38 protein-coding genes and 1 pseudogene are annotated in these 26,412 nt (G+C 29.7%); 27 read left to right on the top strand and 12 right to left on the bottom strand.

The genetic code is table 11. The features are described 5' to 3' along the window. Positions 1–63 precede the first annotated feature (63 nt). Entirely contained in the window at positions 64–540 is a 477-nt protein-coding gene (locus P8F83_RS10960) for an HIT family protein (protein ID WP_326514626.1), read from the top strand. Between the two features lie 26 nt (positions 541–566). On the opposite strand, the gene P8F83_RS10955 is transcribed toward P8F83_RS10960, so the two are convergent. Then, positions 567–1,274 (bottom strand): YjgB family protein, encoded by a 708-nt coding sequence (locus P8F83_RS10955; RefSeq protein ID WP_326514625.1) that lies wholly within the window; start codon positions 1,272–1,274, stop codon positions 567–569. A gap of 207 nt (positions 1,275–1,481) precedes the next feature. On the opposite strand from P8F83_RS10955, the gene P8F83_RS10950 reads away from it, so the two are divergent. Both P8F83_RS10950 and P8F83_RS10945 read left to right on the top strand, forming a co-directional pair. Next, a complete protein-coding gene (locus P8F83_RS10950) occupies positions 1,482–1,907 on the top strand; it encodes a DUF3788 domain-containing protein (protein ID WP_315109542.1) in 426 nt (141 codons plus the stop codon). 320 nt (positions 1,908–2,227) lie between these two features. Continuing rightward, positions 2,228–2,782: a GNAT family N-acetyltransferase gene (locus P8F83_RS10945; RefSeq protein WP_326514624.1), complete on the top strand. Its 555-nt coding sequence runs from the start codon at positions 2,228–2,230 to the stop codon at positions 2,780–2,782. 48 nt (positions 2,783–2,830) lie between these two features. Here the strand turns inward: P8F83_RS10945 and P8F83_RS10940 are convergent, their stop codons facing one another. Both P8F83_RS10940 and P8F83_RS10935 read right to left on the bottom strand, forming a co-directional pair. Continuing rightward, a complete protein-coding gene (locus P8F83_RS10940; protein WP_326514838.1) occupies positions 2,831–3,637 on the bottom strand; it encodes a tocopherol cyclase family protein in 807 nt (268 codons plus the stop codon). Between the two features lie 2 nt (positions 3,638–3,639). Beyond that, entirely contained in the window at positions 3,640–3,942 is a 303-nt protein-coding gene (locus tag P8F83_RS10935) for a hypothetical protein (protein ID WP_326514623.1), read from the bottom strand. Positions 3,943–4,098: 156 nt separating this feature from the next. Between P8F83_RS10935 and P8F83_RS10930 the strand changes: the two genes are divergently transcribed. Together P8F83_RS10930 and P8F83_RS10925 are read left to right on the top strand one after the other, a co-directional pair. Beyond that, the gene (locus tag P8F83_RS10930; protein WP_326514622.1) at positions 4,099–4,671 is read left to right on the top strand and encodes a phosphatase PAP2 family protein; all 573 of its coding nucleotides are present in this window, start codon (positions 4,099–4,101) and stop codon (positions 4,669–4,671) included. An 81-nt stretch (positions 4,672–4,752) separates the two neighbouring features. Next, positions 4,753–5,148 (top strand): metal-dependent hydrolase, encoded by a 396-nt coding sequence (locus tag P8F83_RS10925; RefSeq protein WP_021801121.1) that lies wholly within the window; start codon positions 4,753–4,755, stop codon positions 5,146–5,148. A gap of 84 nt (positions 5,149–5,232) precedes the next feature. On the opposite strand, the gene P8F83_RS10920 is transcribed toward P8F83_RS10925, so the two are convergent. Together P8F83_RS10920 and P8F83_RS10915 are read right to left on the bottom strand one after the other, a co-directional pair. Beyond that, complete coding sequence (locus P8F83_RS10920) at positions 5,233–6,558, bottom strand: sensor histidine kinase (protein WP_326514621.1); 1,326 nt, start codon at positions 6,556–6,558, stop codon at positions 5,233–5,235. After that, a complete protein-coding gene (locus P8F83_RS10915) occupies positions 6,551–7,240 on the bottom strand; it encodes a response regulator transcription factor (RefSeq protein WP_238902486.1) in 690 nt (229 codons plus the stop codon). The genes P8F83_RS10920 and P8F83_RS10915 overlap by 8 nt, the downstream gene beginning before the upstream one ends. A gap of 168 nt (positions 7,241–7,408) precedes the next feature. Between P8F83_RS10915 and P8F83_RS10910 the strand changes: the two genes are divergently transcribed. Together P8F83_RS10910 and P8F83_RS10905 are read left to right on the top strand one after the other, a co-directional pair. Then, positions 7,409–8,104, top strand: a complete 696-nt coding sequence (locus P8F83_RS10910; RefSeq protein WP_326514620.1) for a TVP38/TMEM64 family protein — start codon at positions 7,409–7,411, stop codon at positions 8,102–8,104. Positions 8,105–8,176: 72 nt separating this feature from the next. Further along, on the top strand, positions 8,177–8,716 hold the full coding sequence (locus P8F83_RS10905; RefSeq protein WP_326514619.1) for a GNAT family N-acetyltransferase: 540 nt from the start codon (positions 8,177–8,179) through the stop codon (positions 8,714–8,716). A gap of 51 nt (positions 8,717–8,767) precedes the next feature. On the opposite strand, the gene P8F83_RS10900 is transcribed toward P8F83_RS10905, so the two are convergent. Beyond that, a complete protein-coding gene (locus P8F83_RS10900) occupies positions 8,768–9,787 on the bottom strand; it encodes a sugar ABC transporter substrate-binding protein (protein ID WP_326514618.1) in 1,020 nt (339 codons plus the stop codon). 183 nt (positions 9,788–9,970) lie between these two features. Between P8F83_RS10900 and P8F83_RS10895 the strand changes: the two genes are divergently transcribed. Beyond that, on the top strand, positions 9,971–11,230 hold the full coding sequence (locus P8F83_RS10895) for a DNA polymerase Y family protein (protein ID WP_326514617.1): 1,260 nt from the start codon (positions 9,971–9,973) through the stop codon (positions 11,228–11,230). A gap of 14 nt (positions 11,231–11,244) precedes the next feature. Further along, complete coding sequence (locus P8F83_RS10890; protein WP_326514616.1) at positions 11,245–11,508, top strand: hypothetical protein; 264 nt, start codon at positions 11,245–11,247, stop codon at positions 11,506–11,508. A gap of 41 nt (positions 11,509–11,549) precedes the next feature. Here the strand turns inward: P8F83_RS10890 and P8F83_RS10885 are convergent, their stop codons facing one another. The 3 genes from P8F83_RS10885 to P8F83_RS10875 form a co-directional block, all read right to left on the bottom strand. Next, complete coding sequence (locus P8F83_RS10885; RefSeq protein WP_326514615.1) at positions 11,550–12,569, bottom strand: sugar ABC transporter substrate-binding protein; 1,020 nt, start codon at positions 12,567–12,569, stop codon at positions 11,550–11,552. A gap of 119 nt (positions 12,570–12,688) precedes the next feature. Further along, entirely contained in the window at positions 12,689–12,916 is a 228-nt protein-coding gene (locus P8F83_RS10880; RefSeq protein ID WP_286905171.1) for a DUF2922 domain-containing protein, read from the bottom strand. A 35-nt stretch (positions 12,917–12,951) separates the two neighbouring features. Continuing rightward, a complete protein-coding gene (locus P8F83_RS10875; RefSeq protein ID WP_286905172.1) occupies positions 12,952–13,176 on the bottom strand; it encodes a DUF1659 domain-containing protein in 225 nt (74 codons plus the stop codon). A gap of 301 nt (positions 13,177–13,477) precedes the next feature. On the opposite strand from P8F83_RS10875, the gene P8F83_RS10870 reads away from it, so the two are divergent. Together P8F83_RS10870 and P8F83_RS10865 are read left to right on the top strand one after the other, a co-directional pair. Further along, positions 13,478–13,888 (top strand): hypothetical protein, encoded by a 411-nt coding sequence (locus P8F83_RS10870; protein ID WP_286905173.1) that lies wholly within the window; start codon positions 13,478–13,480, stop codon positions 13,886–13,888. Positions 13,889–13,990: 102 nt separating this feature from the next. After that, entirely contained in the window at positions 13,991–14,644 is a 654-nt protein-coding gene (locus tag P8F83_RS10865) for an HAD family hydrolase (RefSeq protein ID WP_326514614.1), read from the top strand. Here P8F83_RS10865 and P8F83_RS10860 read toward each other — a convergent pair. After that, positions 14,639–15,064, bottom strand: a complete 426-nt coding sequence (locus P8F83_RS10860) for an Lrp/AsnC family transcriptional regulator (protein WP_326514613.1) — start codon at positions 15,062–15,064, stop codon at positions 14,639–14,641. The genes P8F83_RS10865 and P8F83_RS10860 overlap by 6 nt on opposite strands. Positions 15,065–15,189: 125 nt before the next feature. Between P8F83_RS10860 and P8F83_RS10855 the strand changes: the two genes are divergently transcribed. After that, complete coding sequence (locus tag P8F83_RS10855) at positions 15,190–15,738, top strand: cysteine hydrolase family protein (protein WP_326514612.1); 549 nt, start codon at positions 15,190–15,192, stop codon at positions 15,736–15,738. Positions 15,739–15,837: 99 nt separating this feature from the next. After that, on the top strand, positions 15,838–16,248 hold the full coding sequence (locus P8F83_RS10850) for a nuclear transport factor 2 family protein (RefSeq protein ID WP_326514611.1): 411 nt from the start codon (positions 15,838–15,840) through the stop codon (positions 16,246–16,248). Positions 16,249–16,289: 41 nt separating this feature from the next. Here P8F83_RS10850 and P8F83_RS10845 read toward each other — a convergent pair whose 3' ends face one another. Then, the gene (locus P8F83_RS10845; RefSeq protein ID WP_326514610.1) at positions 16,290–16,529 is read right to left on the bottom strand and encodes a hypothetical protein; all 240 of its coding nucleotides are present in this window, start codon (positions 16,527–16,529) and stop codon (positions 16,290–16,292) included. 115 nt (positions 16,530–16,644) lie between these two features. Here P8F83_RS10845 and P8F83_RS10840 point away from each other — a divergent pair, with 115 nt between their 5' ends. From P8F83_RS10840 to P8F83_RS10815, 6 genes and pseudogenes are all read left to right on the top strand, one after another. Further along, positions 16,645–17,193, top strand: coding sequence for a GNAT family N-acetyltransferase (locus P8F83_RS10840; protein ID WP_326514609.1), 549 nt, complete (start codon positions 16,645–16,647; stop codon positions 17,191–17,193). A gap of 49 nt (positions 17,194–17,242) precedes the next feature. Continuing rightward, complete coding sequence (locus tag P8F83_RS10835; protein WP_315109496.1) at positions 17,243–17,755, top strand: P-loop NTPase family protein; 513 nt, start codon at positions 17,243–17,245, stop codon at positions 17,753–17,755. A 29-nt stretch (positions 17,756–17,784) separates the two neighbouring features. Continuing rightward, positions 17,785–18,318 carry a MaoC family dehydratase gene (locus P8F83_RS10830; protein WP_326514608.1) on the top strand — a complete coding sequence of 178 codons (534 nt, stop codon included), beginning with the start codon at positions 17,785–17,787 and terminating at the stop codon, positions 18,316–18,318. A 253-nt stretch (positions 18,319–18,571) separates the two neighbouring features. Continuing rightward, positions 18,572–19,859: pseudogene (locus P8F83_RS10825) on the top strand (IS30 family transposase); the annotation flags it as partial. A 386-nt stretch (positions 19,860–20,245) separates the two neighbouring features. Then, positions 20,246–20,443 (top strand): helix-turn-helix transcriptional regulator, encoded by a 198-nt coding sequence (locus P8F83_RS10820; protein ID WP_073022475.1) that lies wholly within the window; start codon positions 20,246–20,248, stop codon positions 20,441–20,443. Next, entirely contained in the window at positions 20,443–20,904 is a 462-nt protein-coding gene (locus P8F83_RS10815) for a DUF6773 family protein (protein ID WP_326514607.1), read from the top strand. The genes P8F83_RS10820 and P8F83_RS10815 overlap by 1 nt, the downstream gene beginning before the upstream one ends. A 73-nt stretch (positions 20,905–20,977) precedes the next feature. Here the strand turns inward: P8F83_RS10815 and P8F83_RS10810 are convergent, their stop codons facing one another. Further along, entirely contained in the window at positions 20,978–21,325 is a 348-nt protein-coding gene (locus tag P8F83_RS10810) for a winged helix-turn-helix transcriptional regulator (protein WP_326514606.1), read from the bottom strand. Positions 21,326–21,442: 117 nt separating this feature from the next. Here P8F83_RS10810 and P8F83_RS10805 point away from each other — a divergent pair, with 117 nt between their 5' ends. The 8 genes from P8F83_RS10805 (at position 21,443) to P8F83_RS10770 (ending at position 26,407) form a co-directional block, all read left to right on the top strand. After that, positions 21,443–22,156, top strand: coding sequence for a nitroreductase family protein (locus P8F83_RS10805; RefSeq protein ID WP_326514605.1), 714 nt, complete (start codon positions 21,443–21,445; stop codon positions 22,154–22,156). A gap of 111 nt (positions 22,157–22,267) precedes the next feature. Further along, the gene (locus P8F83_RS10800; RefSeq protein WP_073022472.1) at positions 22,268–22,468 is read left to right on the top strand and encodes a hypothetical protein; all 201 of its coding nucleotides are present in this window, start codon (positions 22,268–22,270) and stop codon (positions 22,466–22,468) included. Between the two features lie 240 nt (positions 22,469–22,708). Next, positions 22,709–22,912: a hypothetical protein gene (locus P8F83_RS10795; RefSeq protein WP_326514604.1), complete on the top strand. Its 204-nt coding sequence runs from the start codon at positions 22,709–22,711 to the stop codon at positions 22,910–22,912. Positions 22,913–22,957: 45 nt separating this feature from the next. After that, positions 22,958–23,254 (top strand): hypothetical protein, encoded by a 297-nt coding sequence (locus P8F83_RS10790; RefSeq protein WP_326514603.1) that lies wholly within the window; start codon positions 22,958–22,960, stop codon positions 23,252–23,254. 30 nt (positions 23,255–23,284) lie between these two features. Further along, a complete protein-coding gene (locus P8F83_RS10785) occupies positions 23,285–23,833 on the top strand; it encodes an SF0329 family protein (protein ID WP_326514602.1) in 549 nt (182 codons plus the stop codon). A 136-nt stretch (positions 23,834–23,969) separates the two neighbouring features. Continuing rightward, a complete protein-coding gene (locus P8F83_RS10780) occupies positions 23,970–24,806 on the top strand; it encodes a class I SAM-dependent methyltransferase (protein ID WP_326514601.1) in 837 nt (278 codons plus the stop codon). Positions 24,807–24,934: 128 nt separating this feature from the next. After that, complete coding sequence (locus tag P8F83_RS10775; protein ID WP_326514600.1) at positions 24,935–25,999, top strand: GNAT family N-acetyltransferase; 1,065 nt, start codon at positions 24,935–24,937, stop codon at positions 25,997–25,999. 3 nt (positions 26,000–26,002) lie between these two features. Further along, complete coding sequence (locus tag P8F83_RS10770) at positions 26,003–26,407, top strand: DUF4362 domain-containing protein (RefSeq protein WP_326514599.1); 405 nt, start codon at positions 26,003–26,005, stop codon at positions 26,405–26,407. The last annotated feature ends 5 nt before the right edge of the window (positions 26,408–26,412 follow it).

Genomic DNA, 26,412 nt, shown 5'->3' with positions numbered 1-26,412 from the left:
AAGTATAGATGAAGTTTATAGAGTAAAAAGGATATAATTAATATAATAATTATTGGAGGTAATATGATGTATAATCATGAACCACAAGGATATATTTGCCCATTTTGTAACATAGTTAAAGGGATAGAAAATGAACATGTATATACAAAACAAAAAGATATAATATATAAAGATGAGTATATAACAGCATTTATAGCTTCAGGATGGTGGGAGAATAATAAAGGACATGTTATTATAATTCCTAATAAACACATAGAAAATTTATATGATTTATCTCCTCAAATATCTTATAAAATACATGATTTTGAAAGAGATGTTGCAATTGCATTAAAAGAAGTATATAAATGTGATGGAGTTTCTACAAGGCAGCATAATGAACCTTCTGGGGATCAAGATGTCTGGCATTATCATCTTCATGTATTTCCACGATATAAAAATGACAACTTATATAAAACAGATAGAAGGAACTCAGCACCTGAGGAAAGAACAGAGTATGCAGAGAAACTTAGAGAATATTTCAGAAATAAAAGGTCAGAATAAGAACTAACTTATTCTGACCTTTTTAACTACCACTCTCTTCCTGGATCATTAGCCATAGAATTTACTGTTCCCTTGGGATAAAGAACAGAATAATGATCTAGTTTAGGATCACTATTAGATTTAGTAGGGGCAGAAAATACAAATAATAGTTTATATTCATCCCCAGAGGTGTAACCTATGATTTCTTCTCCATTAGATTTTACATCATGAGCCGGTGTTCCATAGGCGCTTTTTATTTCTGAAAGTGTTAGGGTTTTTAAGCTAGGATCAAAAGATCTTGCTTCAAATATCTGAGCTCCTTTATTAGAACCAAATACTAAATTATGTTTTGAGAAAGTTGAGTAGTTGCCTTTTGCAGAGGCTACCCAATCAGTTTTGTCAGCTGTACCTAATTTCTTTTCTATATCTGAAAGATTTGAGTTTTTCACTCCAAATTCGCTGTTTATTATTTTCCCTTCTATAGCAAGCTTTTTAATATTATCTAAAATAGTTTTATTATCAGTTTGACTAGTAGAATTAGACGGTGTTTGTGGCGTTGTATTTGGTTTAGAAGAAGAGTCACCACCAGTATTTCCGCTCTCATTAGTAGGATTTTGGGATACATTATTTTCTGATTCAGTAGAAGGTTTATCTTCGTTTGTAGGTTTTGAGAAATTAGAGCAACCTACAAGGAAAACAAATGAAAGAGTAAAAATAGTACAAATAATAGTTTTTTTCTTAAAGTATTTTAACATAGTAATCCTCCTTCAATTTGAATTATAAGACGCCAATAGTTCTTATAATATACAATTAAAGATTATGCTTCTAGAAAGAGAAAGTCAATTACTATAAGGTTACAATAAAAGTATAAAAATGGTAAAATAATATTAACAATATGACGAACAGTTGTCATATTATTGATATTATAATTTAGGTAAGATTATTAAGAGGAGGTATGTAGAATGCTTGAAAATATACCAACAGAAGAAGAGCTTAAACATCTTATGGGAGATGACATATTTAGAAACTGGAGTTTAATCAACAAGTTCATAGAAAAAAACTATGAGATGGATATTTTATGGAATAAAGGAGGAAAAACAGGGGTTTATGAGCTTAAATATCGTAAAAGCAGCAAAACTCTCTGTGCTTTATATCCAAAAGAACAAGGGTTGTGTATATTAATTATATTTGGAAAGGCTGAACGCGATAAATTTGAAAATTCAAGAGAAGAATTCTCAGAATACATTAATAAGTTTTATGACAATACCAAACAATATCATGATGGGAAATGGTTATACATAAATAGAGTAGATGATGAAATAGCTAAAGATATAGAAAAATTGTTATTAATAAAAAAAAGACCAAATAAAAAGTTGAAGAGTAGTTAGAGAATTTATAAGAGGTAGAGGTAAGTTGAATTTTTGAGTGATTATAACTATTGACAAGTTAATTTAAAGTATGTATGATAAAAAGTTAAATGTTTTTTGAGAACATCCTTTGCCTAACAATATTATTCTAACTTAAAAACTACAAGTGTACAAGAAAAAATAAGAATGTTTAAGTATATATTTGAAGCTTGGATGTTAGTTAATACTAGTATATAGTAGAGGAATATATGAGACTTAGTACTTTTAATAACTAATGCTATAATGCTTTTGGGTAGAGACGTCTTTATACTAATTGCAGATAAATTTGGAGAGTGATTTTAGTGAAAACAGTTTATGAAACTGAAAGGCTTTTATTAAAAGTAGTAGATAAATCTTATGCAGAAATGGTTGTTGATTATTATTTAAGAAATAAGTCCTTTTTAGAAGCCTGGGAACCTGTGAGAAATGAAGAGTTTTATACAAAGCAATATCATGAGGAGCAGCTAGATAAAGAACTAACAGAAATTAAAAATAATAATTCATTTAGACTATGGGTATTTAAAAAGGAAGATGATTCTAAAATAATAGGCTCCATAGCCTTTACAAATATAGTAAGAGGGATATTTTTATCAACTTATCTTGGTTACAGATCAGACAAAGATGAGATAAATAAGGGGTATATAACTGAGGCAATTCAAAAAGGAATTGAAATTATATTTGATGAGTATGGAATGCACAGGATTGAAGCCAATATTATGCCAAAAAACAAAATGTCTTTAAGAGTAGTTGAGAAATTAGGTTTTTATAATGAAGGTTTATCATATAAATATTTAAAGATAAATGGAAATTGGGAAGATCATATACATATGGTTTTATTAAATAATAATGTTAAATAAAGGTGTAGAAAATAAAGGAGCACTTCATAAGCGAAGTACTCCTTATTTTTATTTAGAATATTCTCCATACTCGCAGCCAGTATTTTTAATTTCCATATGATCAATAAGAACTTTTTCAGTGCCTTTTTTTTCATATAGCTTAATTTCACCATATCCTGTGCCACCATTCCACAATCTATTATGAAGTTTTTTACCGCTTGGAGCTTCATAATTTATTAAAAGCATTTCTGATTTTGGACATTCTAAGGTTAGTTCCATTATTGAGTCTGAATTACTGGAATTAACAAACCATTTATTAATACTCTCTCCTTCAGTAAATCCAAATTCTACATTTGATTTCTCCCAAAATTTTGAGAAATTATATTCATACATTTTTCCTTCATAATATAAAGCAACTAAAATCTTTCTATCTAGAGCTACACCTAAAACTTTAGGTTTTCCACCTCCTACCTCAACGGCAGAATTGGTTAAAGTTTTATTTGTAATTAAACTTTTTATATTGCAGCTGCTTATCCATAACCAAGGAGATGTAAAATCTTTTCCCCAGTTTTTATCGGCATAACCATAAGATTTTTCAGGAATAACATCAAAAACCTCACCATCAAGAACAACTATCCCTGAATATTCGGTTTTAATTCCTTCTGCATGCCAAAACATTTCAAAGGCATTTAAGTTACGTAAGGATTTAGAGGCTCCTAACCCAACATTATAAGTAATCTTTTTATCAACAGAAAGCTTCCAAGACATTTGACCAGCATCACACATATATTCAGGGTGGTCTTTAGCATCTTCAGGAGTAACCCTACAGTGGCCTTCTATATGTTTTTCAGTTAATGTACACTCTCCAATTTTCACATTCAAAATATTTTCGTCAGAAGAGAAGGCGTTAATTGGATAAAAGTTATGTATTTGTTTAGCCCAACCTTAATCAAAGCATAGGAAGGTTTTACTCCATTTTTTATATTCTCAGGAAGTTGTCCTAAAATAGCTTTTTCTCCACCTAAAGCAGGGTTACAAACAAAGTATTCAACAAAAAAGGCTTTAGCTTCACCAGTTTTTGTATTATAACCAGTAAAATTATGCCACCACCAGTCGTACCCTTCTTTAGCTAAAGGGCCTTTAAGCATATATAAATTTCTACTTAAATCACTTTTATTCATAAACAATACCTCATTGCAATAATTTTAATTTTATTATAACATAAATAATAACAAAACTTGAGGATTCACAATTCTTAAAGAAAAAATAACCATATTTTAATCTGTTTCTAATTAAAATGGTTAATAATATAAACAATAAGAAAAAGGGGGCACAAAATGGATATATTAAGAAGAATACATACATTTGATAATTATATACTATTCACTATAAGTAGACGTATTAAAAATAGATATTTAGATAAAGCGATGCCCATAATAACTAGCTTAGGCAACTTGGGTATTATATGGATTATAATTGCTGGGTTTTTGATGATAAATGAAGAGCGGAGATTAATTGGGGAAGTAGTTCTATTAACTTTGATTATCAGTACTTTAGTTGGAGAAGGAATTATAAAACATATAGTTAGAAGAGCAAGGCCATGTAGTTATAAGGAGAGTATGCACTTATTAATTGACAAGCCTTTATCATATTCTTTTCCATCAGGGCATACCTTATCATCTTTTGCTGTTGCAGAAGTTTTATCAGCTTATTTTGTGCAGTTTAGAATAATATTTTTAGCAATAGCTTTTTTGATAGCTTTATCAAGAATTTATTTATATGTTCATTACCCAACAGATGTAATAGCAGGAATGATAATTGGTATAGTCTGCTCTAAGATAGTGTTTATAATATTGCAGGGGGGATATCTGCAAGGAATGGTTTTATTAGATAGAATATTTACATATTAGCATAGAAATCTTTATTTTAATGACAGAGAACGTATATTCTGGTATAATATACAGGCATTAAAATAAAGGGTGTGTTTAGATATGCTAAAAAGAACTCATTTGGCTATGGGAATTGCAACTACAATTACACTCGTCACAAAAGATAATATGCTAATAGCTCCAATAGCATTAGTAGGATCCATAGCCCCAGATTGGGATATATACCTTGGAATAAAACACAGAACCCTTACACATTCATTATTGGCACTTGGGATAAGCTCTTATTTTCTTTATACCTTTAATGAACAGTTAGGAATCTTATGGGGAGTAAATTATTTTACCCATTTATTTTTAGATTCATTAACCAAGGCTGGTGTTCCATTTTTATATCCCCTTAAGAAAAAACATTATGGTTTTAAATTATTTAAAACAGGTGGAGCAGAGGACTTTTTTATAGGTCTGTTACTTATATACATAATATTTTCTTTGGTTAAATAAAGAAAATATAAGAAAAGAGATTTGTCATACTAAGTAAATTAGTATGGTAAATCTCTTTTTTATAGTGCTTTTATATATTACTTCCTAAATATAATTTAAAGTTGGGGATGTTTTTAAGATCAACTTAACTAAAAATGTATCATCTGTTTTTAAGGTATGAAATTCTCCTTTATGGAGGGCTATAATTTTTTTGCAGTTTTTAAGTCCTATACTAGTACTATCAACTCTTTTTAGAGTATCTATTTTATTTTCTACGGTAATAACTATTTTTTCATTTTCTATATAGTATTTAATATTAACTTCTTTAGAAGTATCAGCATATTTAGATATATTAGAAAAAATATTATCAAAAACTCTACGAATTGATATTAAATTAAGCTCTACAAAAAACAGCCTATCGCAGGAATTAACGATAAAGTTAAAACCTTTATTGCCTAATGTTAAAATTTGCTCTTGAATCAACTGTTCAAACAGTTCATTTCCATTAAATATTTCTAATTTTAAATCGTCGCTAGCATTGAAGACTGTAAAGTATTCAAATAATTTATCAGATAAATACTTAATTTGGTATGCCTTTTCTCTACTATTATGAATATATTGATTAAAGGCTTCATTAGTTTTATATTTTTTATATTCTATAATATCTAGATATCCAACTAATGCTGTAAGAGGAGTTCTAAGGTCATGAGATAGAGCAGTTATTAACTCACTATTAGCAAGTCTTGCTTCATTTTCGCTTTCTAGCTTTTCTATAAAAGACTTTCTCATATCATCAATACTTTGAGCTAAGGATGAAAGTTCATCATTACTTTTTATAGAGATGTTATAATTTAAATCCCCACATTCTAGTATTTTTATTTCCTTTTCAAGCTGACCTATATAGCCTATCTTCTTATTAATAAAAAACAGCATAAGTATTATGAAAAGAAGTGCTGATATAAAGACTGAAAAGAATATTAATATATAGTAGTATTTATACTCAAAAAAACATTCCATATGTAGTTTAGCATTACCATCAACAAAAGGAATATCAACAAGAACATTAGTAGGAAATATAGGAGCTTCCTTGTATTGTTCATAATTTGTTACTTCGCTAGTTAAGTTAGAAGTGTAAACTAGGTTATTATCCTTATAAAGATATATGTCTACATACTTTTCATTACTAGTCCAGCTTTTTAGAGAATCATAATCTTTTATAGATAACTTATTATCTGAAACATAGTCTTTAAATTCTGATATAGCTTGCTTTTTTTTATCTAATAAAAATGATGTTTTATTAAAATAATTGTTTAATAATTTTTGACCAATGTTATTTATTAAGAAAAAGATTAAAATAGATACAATAAACGAAAAGATTAATGACAGTATTAATTTTACTTCTAACTTAGTGAAAAAAGCTTTTCTACTCAATTCGATACCCCTTTCCCCAAACTGTTTTGATATATTCAGGATTTTGTGGATCTTCTTCTAATTTACTTCTTAAGTTTCTTATATGAACCATAACTGTATTATTACATGAATAGAAGTAAGGCTCTCTCCATATGCTTTCATAAAGGTTTTGGGCTGAAAAGATTTTTTTTCGATTTTGTGCCATTAATAAAAGAATGTTGTATTCTATCTCTGTCAAAATAAGCTCTTTTCCATCTACTGAAGCTTCATTTGAACTTGTATTTATTATTAAGCTATTAATACTTATTGAATTGTCGCTATCTTTTATCTCTTTTCCTTTATATACATAATATCTTCTAAGCAAGGCCTTAACTCTTGATACTAATTCTGTATATGAAAATGGTTTAGATAGATAATCATCACTTCCAGCTGAAAAAGCCATATATTTATCTGAGTCTTGGGACTTTGCAGTTAAAAATAAAATAGGAGCACTTGTTTTTTCTCTAATTTCTATACATGCTTTAAAGCCAGTCTTTTTAGGCATTACAACATCAAGGATTATTAGATCAATTTCATCATCCACTTTGTTTATAGCATCCTCCCCATCTACTGCCTCAACTACATTGTATCCTTCACTTTCCAATAAAACTCTAACTATTTCTCTTATATCTTCATTATCATCTGCAATTAAAATATTTTTCATAATGCATTGATCACCTCCGCATGTTATTAGTATATATCTCAAAATATCTTAAATCTATACATTTAAAGCTACTTAAGATTTCTTAAGATTTGATATACCTAAATCTTAAGATGTTAAAGATAAACTTTAGAATATCAAGTCAAAGCATAGATGAAGAAGGAGATAGTTATGGAAAAAACAAAAAAAATATTATTAGGGAAAATAGCCTTGATAATTTTAGGGATTATAGTTGTAATATTAACATTTAGATATTTACCACAACTTATTGAATTAACTACATCACTTGATAAGTTTAGAGATTATATAATTTCTACAGGAAAGTTTGGGGCTTTTTTAGTTATATTTTTTCAAATAGTACAAACTGTCATTGCACCAATTCCGGGGGAAGCAATTCAGCTTGCTGGAGGTTATGTATATGGTGTCCCTTTAGGATTACTTTATTCAGTTATAGGAATGATGATTGGGTCAGTTATGATTTTTTACTTTACAAGATTTATAGGGGCATCCTATGTAGAAAAACTAATAGATAAGGAAAAATATAAATGGATTTTTGATATTGTTGATAGCAAAAAATTTACTATTACCTTATTTGTGTTTTTTATTATTCCAGGATTACCAAAGGATTTTTTGATATATTTAGCAGGATTAACACCAATAAAACCAATGAAGTTTTTTGTGATTTTACTCGTAGGGAGGTTACCATCAATAGCTGCTCCAGTAGTAATAGGTGCTAATATACATTATGAGAACTATACCTCAATAATAGTAATTTCAATTATAGCAGTAGTATTATTTATTTTGGGTATGGTATATAAAGATAAGATTATAGAAAAACTTTCAGGAGCTGAAGCTGAAGAAGTATAGTTATTAAGGGATAGATTGTAAAAGAAAAGTAGTTTTGATAACATATATGTAACAGTTATAGGAGGAGAATTTATGATAGAAGATAAAAAAGAAAATATAGTTACACTGACCATAGCTAAAAAAGAGGAATTACAGAAATTTAAAAAAGACCTACAAGAATCATTTACTTATGCAATAGTTAAAGAATTTGGGGAGGAATCAGATAAGCCTATCCCTTCAGATAAAACTATAGAGGAATCTTTTAATGCTAAAGGAGCCATTGCTTATCATATATTATCAGATGGAAAAAAAGTTGGTGGAACTGTAGTTGTTATAGATAAAGAAACACAACACAATTCTTTAGATCTACTTTTTATTAATATAGATTCCCATAGTAATGGAATTGGCTATAAGGCGTGGAAAGCCATCGAAGAAAAACATCCTGAAACCAAAGTTTGGGAAACTCATACACCATATTTTGAGAAACGTAATATCCACTTTTATGTAAATAAATGTGGATTTAAAATAGTAGAATATCTAAATAAAAATCATCCAGGTTCACATGAATCAGAAGATGAAGAATTACCAGGCGGAGAAGATTTCTTTAGATTTGAAAAAGTTATTCACCAATAGTTTTAATAAAGAAGTAAAAAATAATAAAAGGCTAAGTTGAATTAAAACTATTCAATTTAGCCTTTTAAAGATTTCATCTTTTTTATAAATCCCAGTAGCAACAAGGGTTTTATCTATATTACTTTTATCAACTGCTATTGGATTAACTAGGATTGAGGGAACGTCCTTTAATCCATTATTAATATCATTAGTTACATCAATTACACTTCCATTAACTAATCTAATAGCTGTATCAACAGCTGTTTTAGCAAGTTCTCTACTGTCCTTAAACACAGTTATTAATTGAGTTCCATAAACTATTCTTTTAATTGCAGCTAGGTCGGCATCTTGGCCAGTTACAGCCGTTTTTCCAGCTAAACCATGTTCGCTTAAAGCTGCTATTACAGCACCAGCAGTTGCATCATTTGGTGCTAAAACGCCATCTATTTTATCGGAAACATTATTTAAAATATCAGATACAATTGTGTATGCATCTATAGGAATCCATCCTTCAATTACCTTATCTGCTATTATTTTTACAGATCTATTTAGGACTAAAGGAGTTATATATTCCATAGCCCCTTCTTTGAACAGCTCTCCTTTAGGTGATCCAGATAAAAGAATGTAATTTCCTTTTGGAACATATGTTGTAAGGTACTTTCCTTGAAGTTCTCCAACTCTTATATTGTTAAAACCTATAAAAAAATTTATATCGGAATTTATTGCAATTGCCTCATAGGAAATCACTTTTATACCTACAGCATGAGCATCCTTCACTAGTTGTTTAGTACTTTCCTCATCTATTGGGACAATAATTATTATACTAACTCGCTCAGTTATCATAGTAGCAACTTGTTGAGATTGTTTAACTGGGTCAAAATCAAAATATTCTATTTTTAAAGTAGCTCCCTGGGCATCAGCTTCTTTTTTCATGGCATCAGCGTCCCTAATCCATCTATCTTCTCTTTGATTAGGAAGGGAAACTCCTAGTAATATTTGCCTATGGATGTTTTGATTAGGGGTAAATAGATTTTCATTATTTAGTAAACGACTAACAGGAACATAAAAAACATCTGGAATTGATACATACATGCGGTTCACCTATTATGTTTAATATATTAATAGTTTATTGTTGTTATTTTATTATAGTTCAATAAAATAGAAATATTATTAATGTTTTATGAGTTTGATAAAAACACCCCCTTTACATGGGAACGTTAGTTCACTATAATAATATTAATTTCATTAATATTGGTAATAGAGGAGTAGTGAAAGATGAATGGGAATAAAAGATTGATATTTCATATAGATGTTAATAGTGCTTATCTTTCATGGGAGGCTGTTTATCGCTTGCAGCATGGAGATAAAGTAGATTTAAGGAATATATGCAGTGTAGTTGGTGGAAGTGAGCAAAGTAGACATGGAATAGTCCTAGCAAAATCTATCCTAGCTAAGAAGTTTAAGGTGACAACTGGTGAAAGTCTTTATAATGCAAGACAAAAGTGCCCGGGCTTGTTGGTAGTTCCACCTCGATATGATCTTTATATGCAGTGCAGTAACGCCTTAAATGAAATATTACAAGAATACACTAATAAGATACAACGTTTTTCAGTAGATGAAAGTTTTCTAGACTTTAGCAATATGGAGAACTTATATCCTGATCCAATAAAACTTGCTGAGGAAATAGGAGCCAGAATTAAAAATGAATTGGGCTTTACCGTGAATATAGGTATATCAAATAATAAACTTTTAGCTAAAGTGGCCTCGGATTTTCAAAAACCAGATAAAATACACACCCTATTTCCACATGAAATAAAGAATAAGATGTGGAAACTACCTGTGGAAGATTTATTTATGGTAGGAAGAGCTACACTACCTAAACTCCATAAATTAAATATCTATACTATAGGGGAGCTTGCAAACTATGATCTTAGTCTTTTAACTTATCACCTTAAGAGTCATGGCAGACTTATATGGAACTATGCCAATGGAATAGATGATTCTGAGGTAAAAGCAGATAAAAATATTGATATGAAGGGGATAGGAAACTCTACTACTATACCTTATGATGTTAGAGATAGAAAAACTATTCAGTTGATAATTTTATCTCTTGCAGAGATGGTTGGAGAGAGGCTTAGAAAGTCTGAAAACTACTGTAAGGTTATTTCTATTTCTATAAGAAGTAGCGATTTCACAAACTATTCTCACCAAAGAAAATTAGTTTGCCCAACTGATTCAACACAAAAGATTGCAGAAACTGCATCAGAACTATTTAATGAAGCATGGAAGGGAGAACATGTGCGTCATGTAGGTGTTCATGTTACGGATTTATCTACAAATGCATTTTATCAATATGATATTCTAGATTCCAGAAATGTAGATAAGATGCGTGACTTAGATAAGGTAATAGACAAAATTAGGCTAAGATACGGACAGAAATCAATAGTGCGTTCATCCTTCATAAAATCAGGAGTTAAAAACATGTCTGGTGGAGTAGGAGAAGATGAATATTTAGTTATGTCTAATTTATTATGAGGAGCTGGTATTAAGTGAAAGTTATAGCTAAATCCATCGATGTAATTGCCTGGTTTACTGAAGCTGGTGAGCCTAGTCCTATAAGATTTAGAATGAAAAATGAGGATAAATCTACTACTATAATTAAAGTAGATAAAGTGATTTTTAAAGAAAAAGAAAAACTAGCTGGAAATCCCATGCTAGTTTTTAGATGTCAAAGTATGATTGATAAAATAAATAAAATTTATGAATTAAAATATGAACTCCAAACCTGTAAATGGACTTTATTTAAGATGTAGAAGCAATAACACTTTAAAAGGCTAAGTTGAATTAAAACTATTCAATTTAGCCTTTTAAAGATTTCATCTTTTTTATAAATCCCAGTAGCAACAAGGGTTTTATCTATATTACTTTTATCAACTGGTATTGGATCAACTAGGATTGAGGGAACATCCTTTAAACCATTATTAATATCATTAGTTACATCAATTACACTTCCATTAACTAATTTTATAGCAGTATCCACAGCTGTTTTAGCAAGTTCTCTACTGTCCTTAAATACAGTCATCAATTGAGTCCCATCAACTATTCTTTTAACTGCAGCTAAGTCAGCATCTTGACCAGTTACAGCCGTTTTACCAGCTAAACCATGTTCACTTAAAGCAGCTATTACAGCACCAGCAGTTGCATCATTTGGCGCTAAAACAGCATCTATTTTATCAGTAACATTGTTTAAAATATCAGATACAATTGTATATGCATTTAGAGGAATCCATCCTTCAATTACTTTATCTGCTATTATTTTTACTGATCTATTTATAACTAAAGGGGTTATATATTCCATTGCGCCTTCTTTAAACTGTTCTCCTTTAGGGGAACCTGATAAAAGAATGTAGTTTCCTTTTGGAACATATGAGGTAAGGTATCTTCCTTGAAGTTCTCCCACTCTTATATTGTTAAAACCTATAAAAAAGTCTATATCTGAGTTTTTTGCAATTACCTCATAGGAAATCATTTTTATGCCTACAGCATGAGCATCTTCCACTAGTTTTTTAGTGCTTTCTTCATCTATTGATGCAATGATTATTATATTGACCTTTTCTTTTATCATTTCAGCTACTTGTTCAGCTTGTTTTACTGGATCGAATTCGAAATATTCTATTTTTAAAGTAGCTCCCTGAGCATCAGCCTCTTTTTTCATGGCAGTAGCATCCCTAATCCATCTATCTTCTCTTTGATTAGGAAGGGATACTCCTATTAATATTTGCCTAGGGATATTTTGATTAGAATTAAATAGAGCTTCATTATTTAGTGAATATCTAACAGGAACATAAAAAACATCTGGAATTAATACATACATGCGGTTCACCTATTATGTTTAATATACTAATAGTTTATTGTTGTTATTTTATTATAGTTCAATAAAATAGAAATATTATAAAAAAGGTGGTTGAATAAAATCCAACCACCTTAAATATATTAATTGTTTTTCTTAAAATCGATCTTCTGAGTCTCTTTAGTAGTTATTTTTGCACTATAACTGTCTATAAATAACCCATTTTTACTCAAGAAAACTTTTCTCTCTATGATTGTATCCATTAATGAAAGTATCTCTTCATCACTTAGGTTATCCTTAATACCTACAATTGTTAAAGTTGATTTATCGCCGTTTTCTGTAAGGAAAGTTAGTGTCAAAGATTTATCCATAATATTGCCTCCTCTTGTTAATAAATCTTACTTTTTTAAACTTCAATTAATTCTGATAGATCGCTTTCAAGAAATCTACCTGTATTATCAGCTAAAACAGCCTTTATAGCTTTTGCTACAACAAGAAGATCTTCAGGTGTAGCATTAGGATTTAATCCAGAAAAGGTCTTTTTTCTATAGAGTATTTCTCCAGAACTTTTTGTTCCATTCTCAATTTCTAATATTAGTGATTTAGAAACTAAACTTGTTTTTGCAGGCATTTATATCAACTCCTCAGAAATTACTATCAATATAAAATACGCACAATTAAGATATTTTAACAAAGTACAAGTATAAAATTTTAACGAAAAATGTTTAAAGATATATTAAATTGTCTAATGAAAATTAGAATTACAGTTGTACAAACGTACAGCTGTACAACTGTACAATTGTACAGAAATACAAAAAATAAAGTGTACAATATTACAAAAATTAAACTGTACAGATGTACAAGTGTACAAATGTACAAAAATTCTTTTAAAAGCATATAGTATTATATAAATATTTTATAGGGGGTTTAAAATGAGTAGAGAAAATGATTTAGAACCAAAAGTTGAAGATGAAAATTTATTAGAAGAAGATATAATAGAAGATTGGGCGGAAATGCAACCATATGATAACATTGAAAGAGAAATCTTTCATAGCACCTTAAATAAAACTACAAAAATAATAAGTAGTGAAACAAAGTTAGAAAAAGAAAATACAGATAAAACTGATATAGTAAATAATATTGAAAAAATGAGAAAGTTGTCTTTCAAAGATGATGTTGAGGTAAGGAGAGCCTTTTCTATTAGAAGTTCATCCTATAGAAAGATGAATGAGCTTAAGAATATACATCCAGATATAAACATTTCGTTAAATAGAATAGTGGATGCTGCTTTTAATCATTATTATGAATATATAAAGGGCGGAGGAGAATTTGAGGATTATTAAAGGTATACGTTATTTTTAGTATCCTTTTTAAAATTGATTTTCTAAAATTTGTATTCATTTTAAGGTAATGTTAAAATTAATTTATGAAAGGGGAGATTGTAAATGGATTATAAATACATACTATTTGACTTAGACGGAACAATAACAGACTCAGGAGTTGGAATAATAAATTCAATTGTATATGCCCTTAAGAAATACGGTATTGAAGTCGAGGACAAGAGCCAATTAAGTAAATTTGTAGGGCCTCCTTTAAGTGATTCTTTTGAAAAATACTACGGATTCTCAAAAGAGAAAGCTATAGAGGCAGTAGACTATTATCGTGAATATTATAGAGATAAGGGATTATTTGAGAACTTAATTTATGATGGATTTGAGGATTTGGTGAAAGCACTAAAAGGTAATAATAAAGAGTTAGTTGTAGCAACTTCTAAACCAGAAATATTTGCAAAACAGATATTAGAACATTTTAACTTATCAAAGTATTTTACGTATATAGCAGGCAGCACCCTAGATGGGACAAGGGCAAAAAAAGGAGATGTTATTAGACATGCCTTAGAGAGTTGTAAGATAAAGAATCTATCACAAGTAATTATGATAGGGGATAGGGAACATGATGTTATAGGTGCAAAACAAGTAGGTATAAAATCCATAGGGGTTTTATATGGCTATGGAGATAGGAAAGAACTTGAGAACGCAGGAGCTGACTTTATAGCTGAAAATGTTATGGATATATTAGATGTCCTTAAGGTATCATAAATTAGTCTCCTTTATTGAAGAGGTGGACAAACTTAACCTATAGGTACCATATTCCATAAGTTTATCGAGTAATAGGTTGATTTCATTCATATTAGAGCAGACAACTTTAAGTAAATAACAGCCATCACCACTTATTCTATGGGCTTCAGTTATAAGGGGATTTGTTTTTAAAGACTTTATAAGCTCAGTATGTTTTGTAGTTTTCATAAAAATAGTGATAAAGGCAGTGATATTGTTGCCTAAAAGAGCATTATTAGTACATATGGTGTACTGAGTTATAACGCCTAAATCCTGAAGTCTTATAATTCTGTTAGATACCCCTTGAGGAGTTAAGTGAACTTTTTCACCAATCTCTTTAAGTGGGGTTTTGGAGTTGGTTTTTAAGATGTCTATGATTTTCAAATCTATTTCATCAAACATAAAGCTTAAAATCCTTTCATTTTTAAAGTGAAACTAAGGAATTCCTTTCACATTTCAACCTTGATTTAAGATAACATTAGTATAACAAATCTAATAGGATAATTAAATGTAAAGGTGGAGTGAATATGAAAAAAGCATTATTAGTGATCGATGTGCAAAATGAATATTTTACAGGTAAATTAAAGGTTACTTATCCTCATAACAGTCTTAAAAATATATTAAAGGTTATGGATTATGCTAAAGCTAATAAGATTCTTGTTATAGGTGTTCAGCATACCTCTCTTTCTGGAGATACCTTTATTAAAAATACAAATGAGTGGGAGATACACCCTAAGGTTCTTGAGAAGTATCTTGATTATATTATTGAAAAAAACAAACCAAGTAGTTTTCATGAAACCAATTTAGAAGAGATTCTTAAAAAAGAAAATGTAACTGAAGTTATTATCTCAGGATATATGACTCAGATGTGCTGTGATACGACAGCAAGAGAAGCCTTTCATAAAGGATATAGAGTTGATTTTTTATCAGATGCTACTGGAACTATAGATGTAAAAAATAAGGTTGGAAGTATAAGTAGTAAAGACCTTCATAAGGCAACTCTAATTACTCAAAGCTTAAGATTTAGTAATGTAATAAGCAGTGAAGAGTGGGTGAGGGAGAATTTTATTAATTAAATACTTTTTTAGAAAAATAAATATATGCATGTAAATTAGCAGGAAATAAATTTACAATAATAGGTAAATGAAAATAATTTTTATTGTGGGGTGAAACTTATGCAGACCAAAAATAATGAGCAAAAAGCATTTATCGATTTTCTGAATTCTTATAATGAGTGTTTTTATAGTAAGGATATTGAAAAATTAAAAAGGTTTTATGATTATGAAAATAACATATTAATTTATTTTGATAATCATAAGAATAATGATACCTATGATTTAGAACAACATTTAAAATTACTTGTAGACTTTTTTGAAAATGGAAAAACAACAGAATCAGGAAGTGTTGAGCCATTATTAATGGAAAACTTAAATATTTTCCATAAAGAAAAAACCGCTTGCCTATGTTTCATATCAAAATATAAGAGTTTTCCAGAACCAGTAGTAAGATGTACATTATATTTAGAATTGCTAGCAGATGAATGGAAAATAATACATGCGCATTATTCTTTTCAACCAGACAGATAGGAATAGTGCATGGAATGATTGAATTTTGATATAGTTCTTATTTAAATTAAAGGATTTAAGGTAAGGGAATAACCCTCAAGTATAAATGAAAAATAATAAGGAGATTGTCTTGTACAACCTCCTTTAAATTTCTCTTTTCTACTATAAGAGCCTTTGCCTTTTTTAGCTTTTTGAATGCCAGTACCTCTTGATACTTCTTTGTTGTGAGCATGGATGTCTTCAATTGGGGTTTTTACATAACCACCTTTTATTACTATTTTTTCTGGTTTTTTGTTTTTCATAGCTTATCACCTCAATATAATTATTACACTAATAGTTTATATTATGCAATACAAGTGTGATAATATAATTAGAATATAAAGACAATTTTACATAAGGCATAAGGAGAGAGAAGTAATGAATATTAAAGAAATAGATATTTTAACAGAGAGATTAGAACTAAGAGGTATCAAGCCATTGGATGCTAAAGCAATTTTTGAATATCGTTCAGATCCAAAGGTAAGTAAATTTCAAACTTGGAAACCAAAAGAACTTAAAGAAGTTGAAGAATTTATTTTAGAAAAAACAGCTAAAATTCCTAACATACCAGATACTTGGTATCAACTTGGGATTATAGTTAGAGAAAGTAATGAATTTATAGGAGATATCGGTATACATTTTTGTGATGAAGAAAATTTACAAGTTGAAATTGGATATACATTATCTGAAAAACAGCAAGGTAAAGGATATGCTACAGAAGCCGTAAAAGGAAGTATAGATTACTTATTTAATATTTTAGATAAACACAGAATAACCGCTTCTGTTGACCCGAGAAATACTAAATCAGTTGCTTTGCTGGAAAGACTTAAAATGAGAAAAGAAGCCCACTTTAAGAAGAGCTTTTGGTTTAATAATGAATGGACAGATGATGTAATATATGCCATTTTAAAAGAGGAGTGGGAATGATATAATTAATTCTCAATTGTAAATTATTATTTATATGGAGGAAAATAAATTGCAGAGAATATGGATAACTGGTTCTTCAGGGTCTGGTAAAACTACTTTGGCGAATATTATCGGAAGTAAACTTAATATACCAGTTTATCATAACGATAAAATTTTCTGGTTAGATAATTGGCAGGAGCGTCCAGTAAATGAACAGATAAATATAGCTAGAGGTATATCAGAAAAGGATAGGTGGATATATGAAGGTAATAGGTTTAATTATTACAAAAAAGATGGTAGGTATAATAGATGTGATACAATTATTTTCCTAGAAATAAATAGATTCACGTGTTTGTATAGATTTGTGAGAAGATATTTAAAGTATCGAGGCACTCAACGTCCTGATATTACAGAAGGGTGTATAGAAAAAATTGATATTGATATTGTGAAGTATATCTTAATTGATTATCCAAAGAGGAAAAATGAAAGGCAAAAGTTATTCAACGAGGCTAAAAAAGATAAAAAAAATGTAGTTATTTTAAGTGGGAAAAAAAGTATAAACAAATGGCTAAAAACATTATAAATAAATGGTTATTTAAAAGGAGAAATATAATGATTGATTTATTTAGAGCATTCACTACAAAGGAAGATTTTTTTTATGAGGGGGCATTTATTGCTAAAATAAAATATCAACAGTTTCAACCAAAATCAGATAGAGAAACCTATGAAAATGAGATTGTAAAAGGTAATAGTAGGCTTTGTGTAATCAATTGTAATGGATACATTGATAGTGAAATTGCAGAAACATTGACAGTTTATTTAATGATGAATGTAACAGTTAAAGACTCTGATCAAGCTGAAATTGTTGAAGATACTGGAACTTTATGGCGTAATTTTTCAAAAGAAGAAATTGCAGATTTTAGTCATCTAGTAGGAGATACAAATTCTATTCATCTTACTGAGAATCCAGTTGTACAAGGAATGTTTATTCTAAAAGAACTTTGCGACACAACTAAAGCTAATGAAATAGAAGTTAAATATATTTATCCTGTATATGGAGATACCCCTGTTTATATAAAGCATGAAGGAAATCTTATTAAGGGCTATAGTAATGGTAGACTATGTTTCCAAGCAACCTTGCTTTAAAATATAAATGATGTGAAGTATAAAATCGATTCTATTGAAAACTAATAAACTTACTATAATATAAGAAAGCGGGAGAAATCTCCTCAATTGCAAATCGAAACGCAACCATATAGATTCTAAATTGAGTATTAATTCTTAAATTTAATATATATGCAAGGCGGTTGCACCTTGGCTTACAAAAGATTGGATCATACCAGTCTTTTTTGTTTTGATAAGTTTAAAATTCATATATCCTAAAAGAGTTGGCGGCAGAATGGAGGATATATGTCTAAATTTTACTTATGAAGAAAGACTTGAATTACAAAAATTTCTGAAAGAAAGTCTTTCCTTCAAAGAAATTAGTCGCAGATTGGATAAAAATCCAACTACCATTTCTAGAGAAGTGCGTAAATACACTTCAGAAGTTGCTACCGGCTATCCGGGCTATCCATTTAATGCCTGTAAGAACCGGTTCAACTGTAGGGTAAAAGATGTATGTGAAAAAAACTGCACCAGAAAAGCTACAGTCTACTGTAAGCTCTGCCAATCCTGTAATGATAACTGCCCCGATTTCGTTTTAGAAATCTGTACTGCACGATTCCGCATTCCTTACGTTTGCAATGGCTGCGAAACGCTCGGCAAGTGCTCCCTATTAAAAGTATTTACGATGCAGAACTTGCACATCGTAAAGCACATGAATCTATCTCGCAATCCAGAAGTGGATTATGTGTTTCTGAGGCCGAGATAGGTCGGTTGAATAAGATAATTTCACCACTCGTTCAGAATGGGCAATCCGTTCATCAAATATATGTTAGTCATGAAGATGAACTTATGTGCAGTGAGAAAACAATTTATAACTATATCGATGCCTGCCTTTTGATGTCAGGAATATTGACTTACCCCGTAAGGTAAAGTTTCGTGAACGTTACAAAAGGCAGAGTTCAAAGTAGATAAAGGATGCCGTATTGGGCGCAACTACGAAGCATTTAGTGCATTTATTGAAAAAAATCCAGATACAGCAGTTGTTCAGATGGATTCCGTCATTGGAGCAAAAGGAGGCAAATGCCTTCTAACCATACACTTTGTGGATACAAGTATGATGTTGGCTTTCTTGCGGGACGCTAATACTTCAAAATCAGTAATTGATATTTTCAATCAGCTAGATGAAACATTAGGAAAAGAGCTTTTAGTAAGCTTTTCCCAGTCATACTTACCGACAATGGAAGTGAATTTTCAAATCCTAAAGCCATTGAATATAGGGGTCATTTCCTATGTTGAGAACACATGTATTTTATTGCGATCGGAAGTCCGTATCAAAAGGTGCTATTGAAGTAAATCACGAGTTGATTCGAAGAATACTTCAAAAGGCACTAACTTTAATCAACTTACGCAGGAATATGTTAGTTTAATGATGAATCACATCAACTCATACAAAGAAAAAACTGAACAACCGTAGCCCATACGAAACGTTCAGCTTTTATCACGGAGAAGAAGTTCTACATAAACTAGGATGTTCACCGGTTGCCGCCAGTGACATCATGATGAAACCTGCTCTTCTCAAAAATAATATAAACTATGCCGCCAACAGCTCATATAGAACTGATATTAGAGGTGGATTCTCCGATTACAAAAAAATTGAGAGAGAATCGACTTCCTTTTAGCATGCCTATTTTAATATCATACGGCATAAAACGGAAAAATCAAACTGCATTTTCATTACAAATGTAGCTTCTCATTTACAAAACTTGCTTTTCGATTTCAAAAGTTGCGTTTCGCTTACAAATATTCAGTTGTTGGTTATAAACATTGCATATCAGTTTACAAAGTGGCATCTCATGTTACTATTGAGTAGCGGGAGAAATCTTGCTTTTTTTATATTGAATAATGCAATATATATTTGACATTAAGAAATATATAATGTATTATATGGAATATAAGGAGTGTTTGTATGAAGAATAAAAAAATGAAAATAGCTCGTATAGAATGTGATATGAAACAAGATGATTTAGCTAAAGCTGTTGGAGTTACAAGGCAAACAATAGGTTTAATAGAAGCGGGTAATTATAATCCATCATTAAATCTTTGTATTGCTATATGTAAGGTATTAGGGAAAACATTAAATGATTTATTTTGGGAGGAGCTGTAATGAAAAGTTTAAAAAATCAAGATGAGAGAATTTTAATCTCAAAGAGAAAAATCCAAAGCGATGCTTTTCAACTATTAATAGGATATCTATTAATAGCAATTATGATTAAGAAATTTCTTTTTAATGGTTCATTTTATCAAATTGGAGTTGAATTAGCAGGGGTTATAGGTGCTGTCTTTTTTGTGAGAACTAGTAATATATTTTTAGGAAATGATATTTATCCTAAAGGGAATAATACTTGGAAAAATATAATTATAAGTGATATTACATCAGGATTATTTAGTTGTATTATACTTTTTGTATTAGCAGGTATAACTGACATAGCAAAGCTTGGATATATCTTTATAGGTACTACTATTTGTTTTTTAGTTATTTCATTTCTGTCTTATTATTTAAATAAAAGGAAGCAAGAAGAAATTGAAAAGGAATTAGATAGCGAAGATGAGGATAATTTTAAATAATTAAAATCAATTAGTAGAATTGACTAACAATAGAGTTAGCAAAAGGAGTAGCATTACAGAATCAATCTGTATGCTACTCATTCTCTTCTCCCCACTCGTACAAGGTCTTTAAAACTGAGCGTAAAGACCAACCTTTTTCAGAAAGGCTGTATTCAACTTTTGGAGGAATTTGATTGTATTGTGTTCTTATAATCACCTTATGATCCTCCAATTCTTTAAGTCTCATAGACAACATCTTATGTGTAATTCCATTTATACTTTTTTTAAGTTCCCCATACCTCATGACTTTATTAACAGACAGCCAATATATAATCAGAAGCTTCCACTGTCCGCCTATTACAGATAGTGTGTATTCAATAGGATGGGAACCCTCAATATTATTGCAACTCTTTATTTTATCCATTTCTTCTTTTTCAACCATTTTCTTTTACTCTCCTTTTTGATAGTATCACACAAATAAGTGCATACTTGATGACATATATCATTTGAATTATACTCTCTATATAATGAACTTGCAAAGTAATTGGAGGAATTAAAAATGGATTATTTAAAAGAAATTGAACAAAGAGTATCTACGCGTAGTTATTTAGAAACTGTCATTGAGAAAGAAAAAATATCCTTACTTATAAACGAGATAGAGGAGGGGAACCAAAAATATGGCCTTTCAATTTCTTTTCTTGAGGATGGCAGCAGTGCTTTCAATAGCTTTGGCAAAAGCTATGGTATGTTCAAGGGAGTACGCTCAGTTATAGTTATGAAGGGACCCAAAAATGATATTCACTTAAAAGAGAAGTTAGGTTATGTAGGAGAAAAAGTTATTTTGAGGGCTACATCATTAGGATTAGCAACATGTTGGGTAGGTGGTTCATTTGAACGTGAAAACCCGATTTTTAGTGTTTCAGAAGGTGAAGAATTCGTTTGTGTAATTACTGTAGGTATTGCGGCTGATAAAAAATCTTTAATTGGAAGTTTAGTAAATAAAATTAAACGTACAAAGGATATAGAAGCATTCTATACGGCTGATAGTGCTGTTCCTGATTGGTTTGTTGCTGGAATTACCGCTGTGCAGAAAGCACCTTCAGCCAAAAATAGTCAAAAGGTACACTTTACGTATAATGATGGAATTGTGAGAGCTGGGGTTCCTGATAGTTATAGATTTGACTTAATAGATTTGGGAATTGCTAAACTACACTTTGAGCTTGCAACTGGAGGTAGCTTTAGTTTAGGCAATAATAGTGAGTTTCAAAAATAAGTATGTATAGTAAATTAAGAAATGTTTTTCTGATAATTAAGTAATTCCATAAAAACATGTTATAATTTATCTACAGTAAAGATTAAATTATAGTTTTGAAGGAGAATAATTATGGGAATTAAAGTTTGTTCAAAGTGTCAGATGTATCCTGTACTTGAGAATGATGAACTTGGAATGAAATATTGGTATGAGTGCCCTGAATGTGGCGAAAAAACAATTAAGGTAACTAGTAGAACCTCAACTGTTAGAAGACCTAGAATTGATGAAGAAGCAAAAGATAAATTAAGTGATGAGTGGAATTCTAAAAATTAGTACTTATAGTATATATGAAGGATTTAGGAATTGGCGAATTAAAAGTTTTTCAAATAGAAGAAATAAATAAAAATGAGCTCCATTATAGAAATTAAGTCTATTATGGGGCTTGTTTTTTATTATTGTGATATAATTATCCTATAATTGTAAAATATAGTTACAAAACCGTATTTTACTATAAGACTTAGTTTTATGATAGATTTTAGAAGGATTATAGATAAAAGAAAAGAGGGATTATTTATGAAGGTTAGTCAAAAAGTATTGTTTATAGTATCAATTATATCTGCCATCATAACAATTAGTTTAGCAGTATTGCATTTCTTTGATTTCTTTAATGGAAATATAGATATGATGATGTTATCTTTAGTAATTACATTACTACTTAGTATATTAAATCAAGTTAATAATTATATGGAGAAAAAGAAACTATTGGAGAAAAAATAAACTGAAAGAGTGTTTGGATATTGTGAAGTAAGGGGGGGAGAATTTATGGAGATAAGATCATATAAAAATCTTGGTAGATTCATTTTAGCTTTTTCAATTATAGCTTCAGTTTTTATGGTTTTTATAAGTTTTCGTAATGGCGACTTTAAAGAAAACTTAAGTAATGGAAGCTTATTTAGTACGTTGATTTTTAGCTTAACATGCATTGTCCTTATATTAAGTGGAGTGAGTATGAAAACTAAATATCCAGAGTATTATATATACCAAGTTATAGGAGCAATAATTTTATTATTAATGGTTTTGATAATAGATATTATTCCTAGGGTGATTTATTTAATCTAAATTAATTTTTGTAAGATTGGGGTAAATGAGATGGGACAATCGTGGAGTGGACTTAGAAGAGAATTAGAAGAGGATTTAATTTGTGATTCTTTGAAAGGAAGAGTCAAATATTTTCTTACCCATTATCATGGGGCACCAGATAAGTATGGGAGGGTGTGTGTTAGGGTTGATGGGAAGGAAGTAGTTAAAGGTAATCCTTATGATTTTTATGTTAAAGGGTATAGGTTAGAGGAATTAAGAGTTAAAAATGAGCTTAAAGCACCAAGTAGAGAATACACAGATAAGGGGTATCTATACGAGGAAGAGAACGAGATAATTGAAGATAAAATTAGAGATATTGCACATAAAGATGGTGTATTTGAAATTTATGATTTTACAAGAGCTATATATGAATATAAAAATTCTAATATTATCGAAAGTATAAATTCTAAGAATATGCTTGTAAGAATGTTTGCAGTAATAGACAGAAGAATTGGTAAAAGAACATTGTTAAAGTTAGTTAGTGAAGTAGAAAAGCAACCAAATTGGTTAGCATTTTTTTATAAATTAAGACTAGATGCAGAAGAAATTAGTTATTAATGATGCAATCGAATTTTATTTTACTCTCACTACAATAAATCTATCATTTTGATGAAGCTGTAGAGTAAAATCTACAGCTTTTATTATTTTTGAATATTCTACTATTACAAATATATAATTAAGGAGTTAAGAGAAGATGATAAATGAAAATATTATTAATGAGGTATTTGAAGTTAATAAAAGACCAAACTTATTTGAAAAAGGCACAGGTTCTATCTGGACAGAGCCCCATATATCAAAACAAATGCTTAAAGCACATTTAGATTATAAAGGGGATGGAGCATCAAGAAACATTGAAAGTATTAATAAAACAATAGCTTTTTTAGAAAATATCATTAAAGATAGGAAAGAGATATTAGATTTAGGATGTGGTCCAGGACTATATGCTGAAAAGTTATGCATGATTGGAAAGAAAGTAACTGGAATAGATTTTTCAGAAGGGTCAATCAAGTATGCTAAGAACATAGCTAACCAGAAAAAACTTCCTATAGAATATATATGTCAAGACATGTTTAACCTTGATTATAACGGACAATATGATGTTGTATTGCAAATTTATGGTGAAGTAAATACTTTTTCAGATGAAGAAAGAAATAGATTATTTAATATAGTAAAAAGATCTTTAAAGCATGGAGGTTTGTTTATCTTCGATGTTTCTACACCACTCTGGAGAATAAAAAATAGAGTAAATAAAAATTGGTATGTTAGTGAAGAAGGTTTCTGGAGGGAAGAAAAACACATGGTTTTGGAAAATGGATTTGAATACAACGATGATATTTGGCTTGATCAATATGTGGTTATAGACAAGAATAATCTAAAAGTTTATAGGAATTGGTTTCATGACTATACTGAAGATGTTATTAAACAAGTTGTATTAAATAGTGGGTTTAGTAAAGTTAAAGTTATAAAAGGCTTATATGAGCAAGACTTGGTGGAAGAAAGTGACTGGCTTACAGTTATAGCAGAAAAATAGTGTAAGAGGTATTTACAAATTATATTTAAACTTATGTGTTATATTTTACTTAAAAGTATAATAATTCCTATGATATAATCATAATAATTTAAATTTAGTTAGGGCTATTATAAATTTGGGGGTGCAAAATGTTAAGACACACTGGAACTGTTCAAATAGAATCAGAAAGATTAACACTTCGTAGATTTATATACGATGATATACCACATATGATAAAAAATTGGATTGCAAATCCTAAAGTGCAAAATGAATATGGTGAACCTGTCTATAAAACAGTTAAAGAGGTTCGAGAATTATTAAATAAATGGATTCAAAGTTATGATAGGGATGACTTCTACAGATGGGCTATAATCCTTAAGGGAAATAATGAAAACATAGGACAAATTGCTTTTTGTAGGGTGTACAGTGACATCGAAACTGCAGAAATTGAGTATTGTATAGGTGAAGGTTATACTGGACAAGGTTATGCTACAGAGGCATTAAATGCTGTTATTGATTTCTCATTTAAACAGCCCAAGTTTTATAAGCTGGAGGCATATCATAGAGCAGCTAATCCTAGATCAGGGAGGGTTTTGGAAAAGACCTTAATGAAAAGAGTAGAAAATGTAAGACGGTTTGAAATGGAAAATATAAAGCTTGAGGGGGAAGTTTGTTACGGACTAACTATTGACGAGTATAATAAGTATATTAAAGTGGAATCTAACTCCATAATAATAAGAAATACAAATGAGTGCGACCTAGACTTTGTAGTTAAATGCGAAAGAGAACCTAATAATGCTCAGTATGTTGGACAATGGACAAAAGAACAACATAGAAATGCATTAGTTCAAGATGATATTCTTCATTTAATAGTAGAAGATAAGACTGCAAAGAAAAATGTTGGATATATAATTATAGCAGGATTAACAAATTCAAATAGAAATATTGAATTTAGAAGATTTGTGATATCAAGTAAAGGGAAAGGCTTTGGAAGAGAATCATTAAAGTTGATTAAAAAGATTGCTTTTGAAGAGTTAAAAGCGCATAGATTATGGCTTGATGTTAGAGAAAAAAACGAAAGAGCGCAAAATCTATATAAATCCGAGGGCTTTATAGAAGAAGGGATTTTGAGAGAATGTATTTTACATGAAGGAGCTTATGAGTCCCTAATTGTGATGTCAATTTTAGAAAGTGAATATATCAAGGGGAGATAAGAGATGAAAATATTAAAAATGGTATTTATTATGTTCTTAATGATTTCTTTGACCTCGTGTAAGTCAGCTTCGTATAATATGGAATCAGACATTAATAAAGGATATGTAATTTCTGGGATTTCTAATAAGCATAATGTTGAAAAGCTTGATGAGTTTTTATTTAAGTTAGAGCAAGGTGAAAGTAGTGATTTAACTATTGTACAGCTCACTAAGGAAGGCGATCCTATTTACTTTAGTTTATCGTATAGTGGTAATTCTATAATGTATAAATATGATAACTCAAAAGATAAATATGGAAAATCTGATATTACAGAAGAGCAAGTTAATAAAAATGATTTTTATAAAAATGAAAATAAGTATTATATTAAGACTTCTAAAGGTGATATATTACTTTTTGATTTAGAGTAGATAAA

The sequence above is a fragment of the Clostridium intestinale genome (assembly GCF_035905475.1).
GTDB classification, from domain to species: Bacteria; Bacillota; Clostridia; order Clostridiales; family Clostridiaceae; genus Clostridium_T; species Clostridium_T intestinale.
The sequence above is the reverse complement of the archived record's forward strand: the minus strand, read 5'-3'. Positions and strand labels throughout refer to the sequence as shown.

What these genes read in the sequence shown, in the direction of transcription:
- P8F83_RS10960 (WP_326514626.1), top strand. Translation starts at nt 64, where the DNA reads ATGATGTATAATCATGAACCACAAGGATATATTTGCCCATTTTGTAAC.
- P8F83_RS10955 (WP_326514625.1), bottom strand. Translation starts at nt 1,274, where the DNA reads ATGTTAAAATACTTTAAGAAAAAAACTATTATTTGTACTATTTTTACT.
- P8F83_RS10950 (WP_315109542.1), top strand. Translation starts at nt 1,482, where the DNA reads ATGCTTGAAAATATACCAACAGAAGAAGAGCTTAAACATCTTATGGGA.
- P8F83_RS10935 (WP_326514623.1), bottom strand. Translation starts at nt 3,942, where the DNA reads ATGAATAAAAGTGATTTAAGTAGAAATTTATATATGCTTAAAGGCCCT.
- P8F83_RS10930 (WP_326514622.1), top strand. Translation starts at nt 4,099, where the DNA reads ATGGATATATTAAGAAGAATACATACATTTGATAATTATATACTATTC.
- P8F83_RS10925 (WP_021801121.1), top strand. Translation starts at nt 4,753, where the DNA reads ATGCTAAAAAGAACTCATTTGGCTATGGGAATTGCAACTACAATTACA.
- P8F83_RS10915 (WP_238902486.1), bottom strand. Translation starts at nt 7,240, where the DNA reads ATGAAAAATATTTTAATTGCAGATGATAATGAAGATATAAGAGAAATA.
- P8F83_RS10910 (WP_326514620.1), top strand. Translation starts at nt 7,409, where the DNA reads ATGGAAAAAACAAAAAAAATATTATTAGGGAAAATAGCCTTGATAATT.
- P8F83_RS10905 (WP_326514619.1), top strand. Translation starts at nt 8,177, where the DNA reads ATGATAGAAGATAAAAAAGAAAATATAGTTACACTGACCATAGCTAAA.
- P8F83_RS10900 (WP_326514618.1), bottom strand. Translation starts at nt 9,787, where the DNA reads ATGTATGTATCAATTCCAGATGTTTTTTATGTTCCTGTTAGTCGTTTA.
- P8F83_RS10895 (WP_326514617.1), top strand. Translation starts at nt 9,971, where the DNA reads ATGAATGGGAATAAAAGATTGATATTTCATATAGATGTTAATAGTGCT.
- P8F83_RS10885 (WP_326514615.1), bottom strand. Translation starts at nt 12,569, where the DNA reads ATGTATGTATTAATTCCAGATGTTTTTTATGTTCCTGTTAGATATTCA.
- P8F83_RS10880 (WP_286905171.1), bottom strand. Translation starts at nt 12,916, where the DNA reads ATGGATAAATCTTTGACACTAACTTTCCTTACAGAAAACGGCGATAAA.
- P8F83_RS10875 (WP_286905172.1), bottom strand. Translation starts at nt 13,176, where the DNA reads ATGCCTGCAAAAACAAGTTTAGTTTCTAAATCACTAATATTAGAAATT.
- P8F83_RS10870 (WP_286905173.1), top strand. Translation starts at nt 13,478, where the DNA reads ATGAGTAGAGAAAATGATTTAGAACCAAAAGTTGAAGATGAAAATTTA.
- P8F83_RS10865 (WP_326514614.1), top strand. Translation starts at nt 13,991, where the DNA reads ATGGATTATAAATACATACTATTTGACTTAGACGGAACAATAACAGAC.
- P8F83_RS10860 (WP_326514613.1), bottom strand. Translation starts at nt 15,064, where the DNA reads ATGTTTGATGAAATAGATTTGAAAATCATAGACATCTTAAAAACCAAC.
- P8F83_RS10855 (WP_326514612.1), top strand. Translation starts at nt 15,190, where the DNA reads ATGAAAAAAGCATTATTAGTGATCGATGTGCAAAATGAATATTTTACA.
- P8F83_RS10850 (WP_326514611.1), top strand. Translation starts at nt 15,838, where the DNA reads ATGCAGACCAAAAATAATGAGCAAAAAGCATTTATCGATTTTCTGAAT.
- P8F83_RS10845 (WP_326514610.1), bottom strand. Translation starts at nt 16,529, where the DNA reads ATGAAAAACAAAAAACCAGAAAAAATAGTAATAAAAGGTGGTTATGTA.
- P8F83_RS10840 (WP_326514609.1), top strand. Translation starts at nt 16,645, where the DNA reads ATGAATATTAAAGAAATAGATATTTTAACAGAGAGATTAGAACTAAGA.
- P8F83_RS10830 (WP_326514608.1), top strand. Translation starts at nt 17,785, where the DNA reads ATGATTGATTTATTTAGAGCATTCACTACAAAGGAAGATTTTTTTTAT.
- P8F83_RS10820 (WP_073022475.1), top strand. Translation starts at nt 20,246, where the DNA reads ATGAAGAATAAAAAAATGAAAATAGCTCGTATAGAATGTGATATGAAA.
- P8F83_RS10815 (WP_326514607.1), top strand. Translation starts at nt 20,443, where the DNA reads ATGAAAAGTTTAAAAAATCAAGATGAGAGAATTTTAATCTCAAAGAGA.
- P8F83_RS10810 (WP_326514606.1), bottom strand. Translation starts at nt 21,325, where the DNA reads ATGGTTGAAAAAGAAGAAATGGATAAAATAAAGAGTTGCAATAATATT.
- P8F83_RS10805 (WP_326514605.1), top strand. Translation starts at nt 21,443, where the DNA reads ATGGATTATTTAAAAGAAATTGAACAAAGAGTATCTACGCGTAGTTAT.
- P8F83_RS10800 (WP_073022472.1), top strand. Translation starts at nt 22,268, where the DNA reads ATGGGAATTAAAGTTTGTTCAAAGTGTCAGATGTATCCTGTACTTGAG.
- P8F83_RS10795 (WP_326514604.1), top strand. Translation starts at nt 22,709, where the DNA reads ATGAAGGTTAGTCAAAAAGTATTGTTTATAGTATCAATTATATCTGCC.
- P8F83_RS10790 (WP_326514603.1), top strand. Translation starts at nt 22,958, where the DNA reads ATGGAGATAAGATCATATAAAAATCTTGGTAGATTCATTTTAGCTTTT.
- P8F83_RS10785 (WP_326514602.1), top strand. Translation starts at nt 23,285, where the DNA reads ATGGGACAATCGTGGAGTGGACTTAGAAGAGAATTAGAAGAGGATTTA.
- P8F83_RS10780 (WP_326514601.1), top strand. Translation starts at nt 23,970, where the DNA reads ATGATAAATGAAAATATTATTAATGAGGTATTTGAAGTTAATAAAAGA.
- P8F83_RS10775 (WP_326514600.1), top strand. Translation starts at nt 24,935, where the DNA reads ATGTTAAGACACACTGGAACTGTTCAAATAGAATCAGAAAGATTAACA.
- P8F83_RS10770 (WP_326514599.1), top strand. Translation starts at nt 26,003, where the DNA reads ATGAAAATATTAAAAATGGTATTTATTATGTTCTTAATGATTTCTTTG.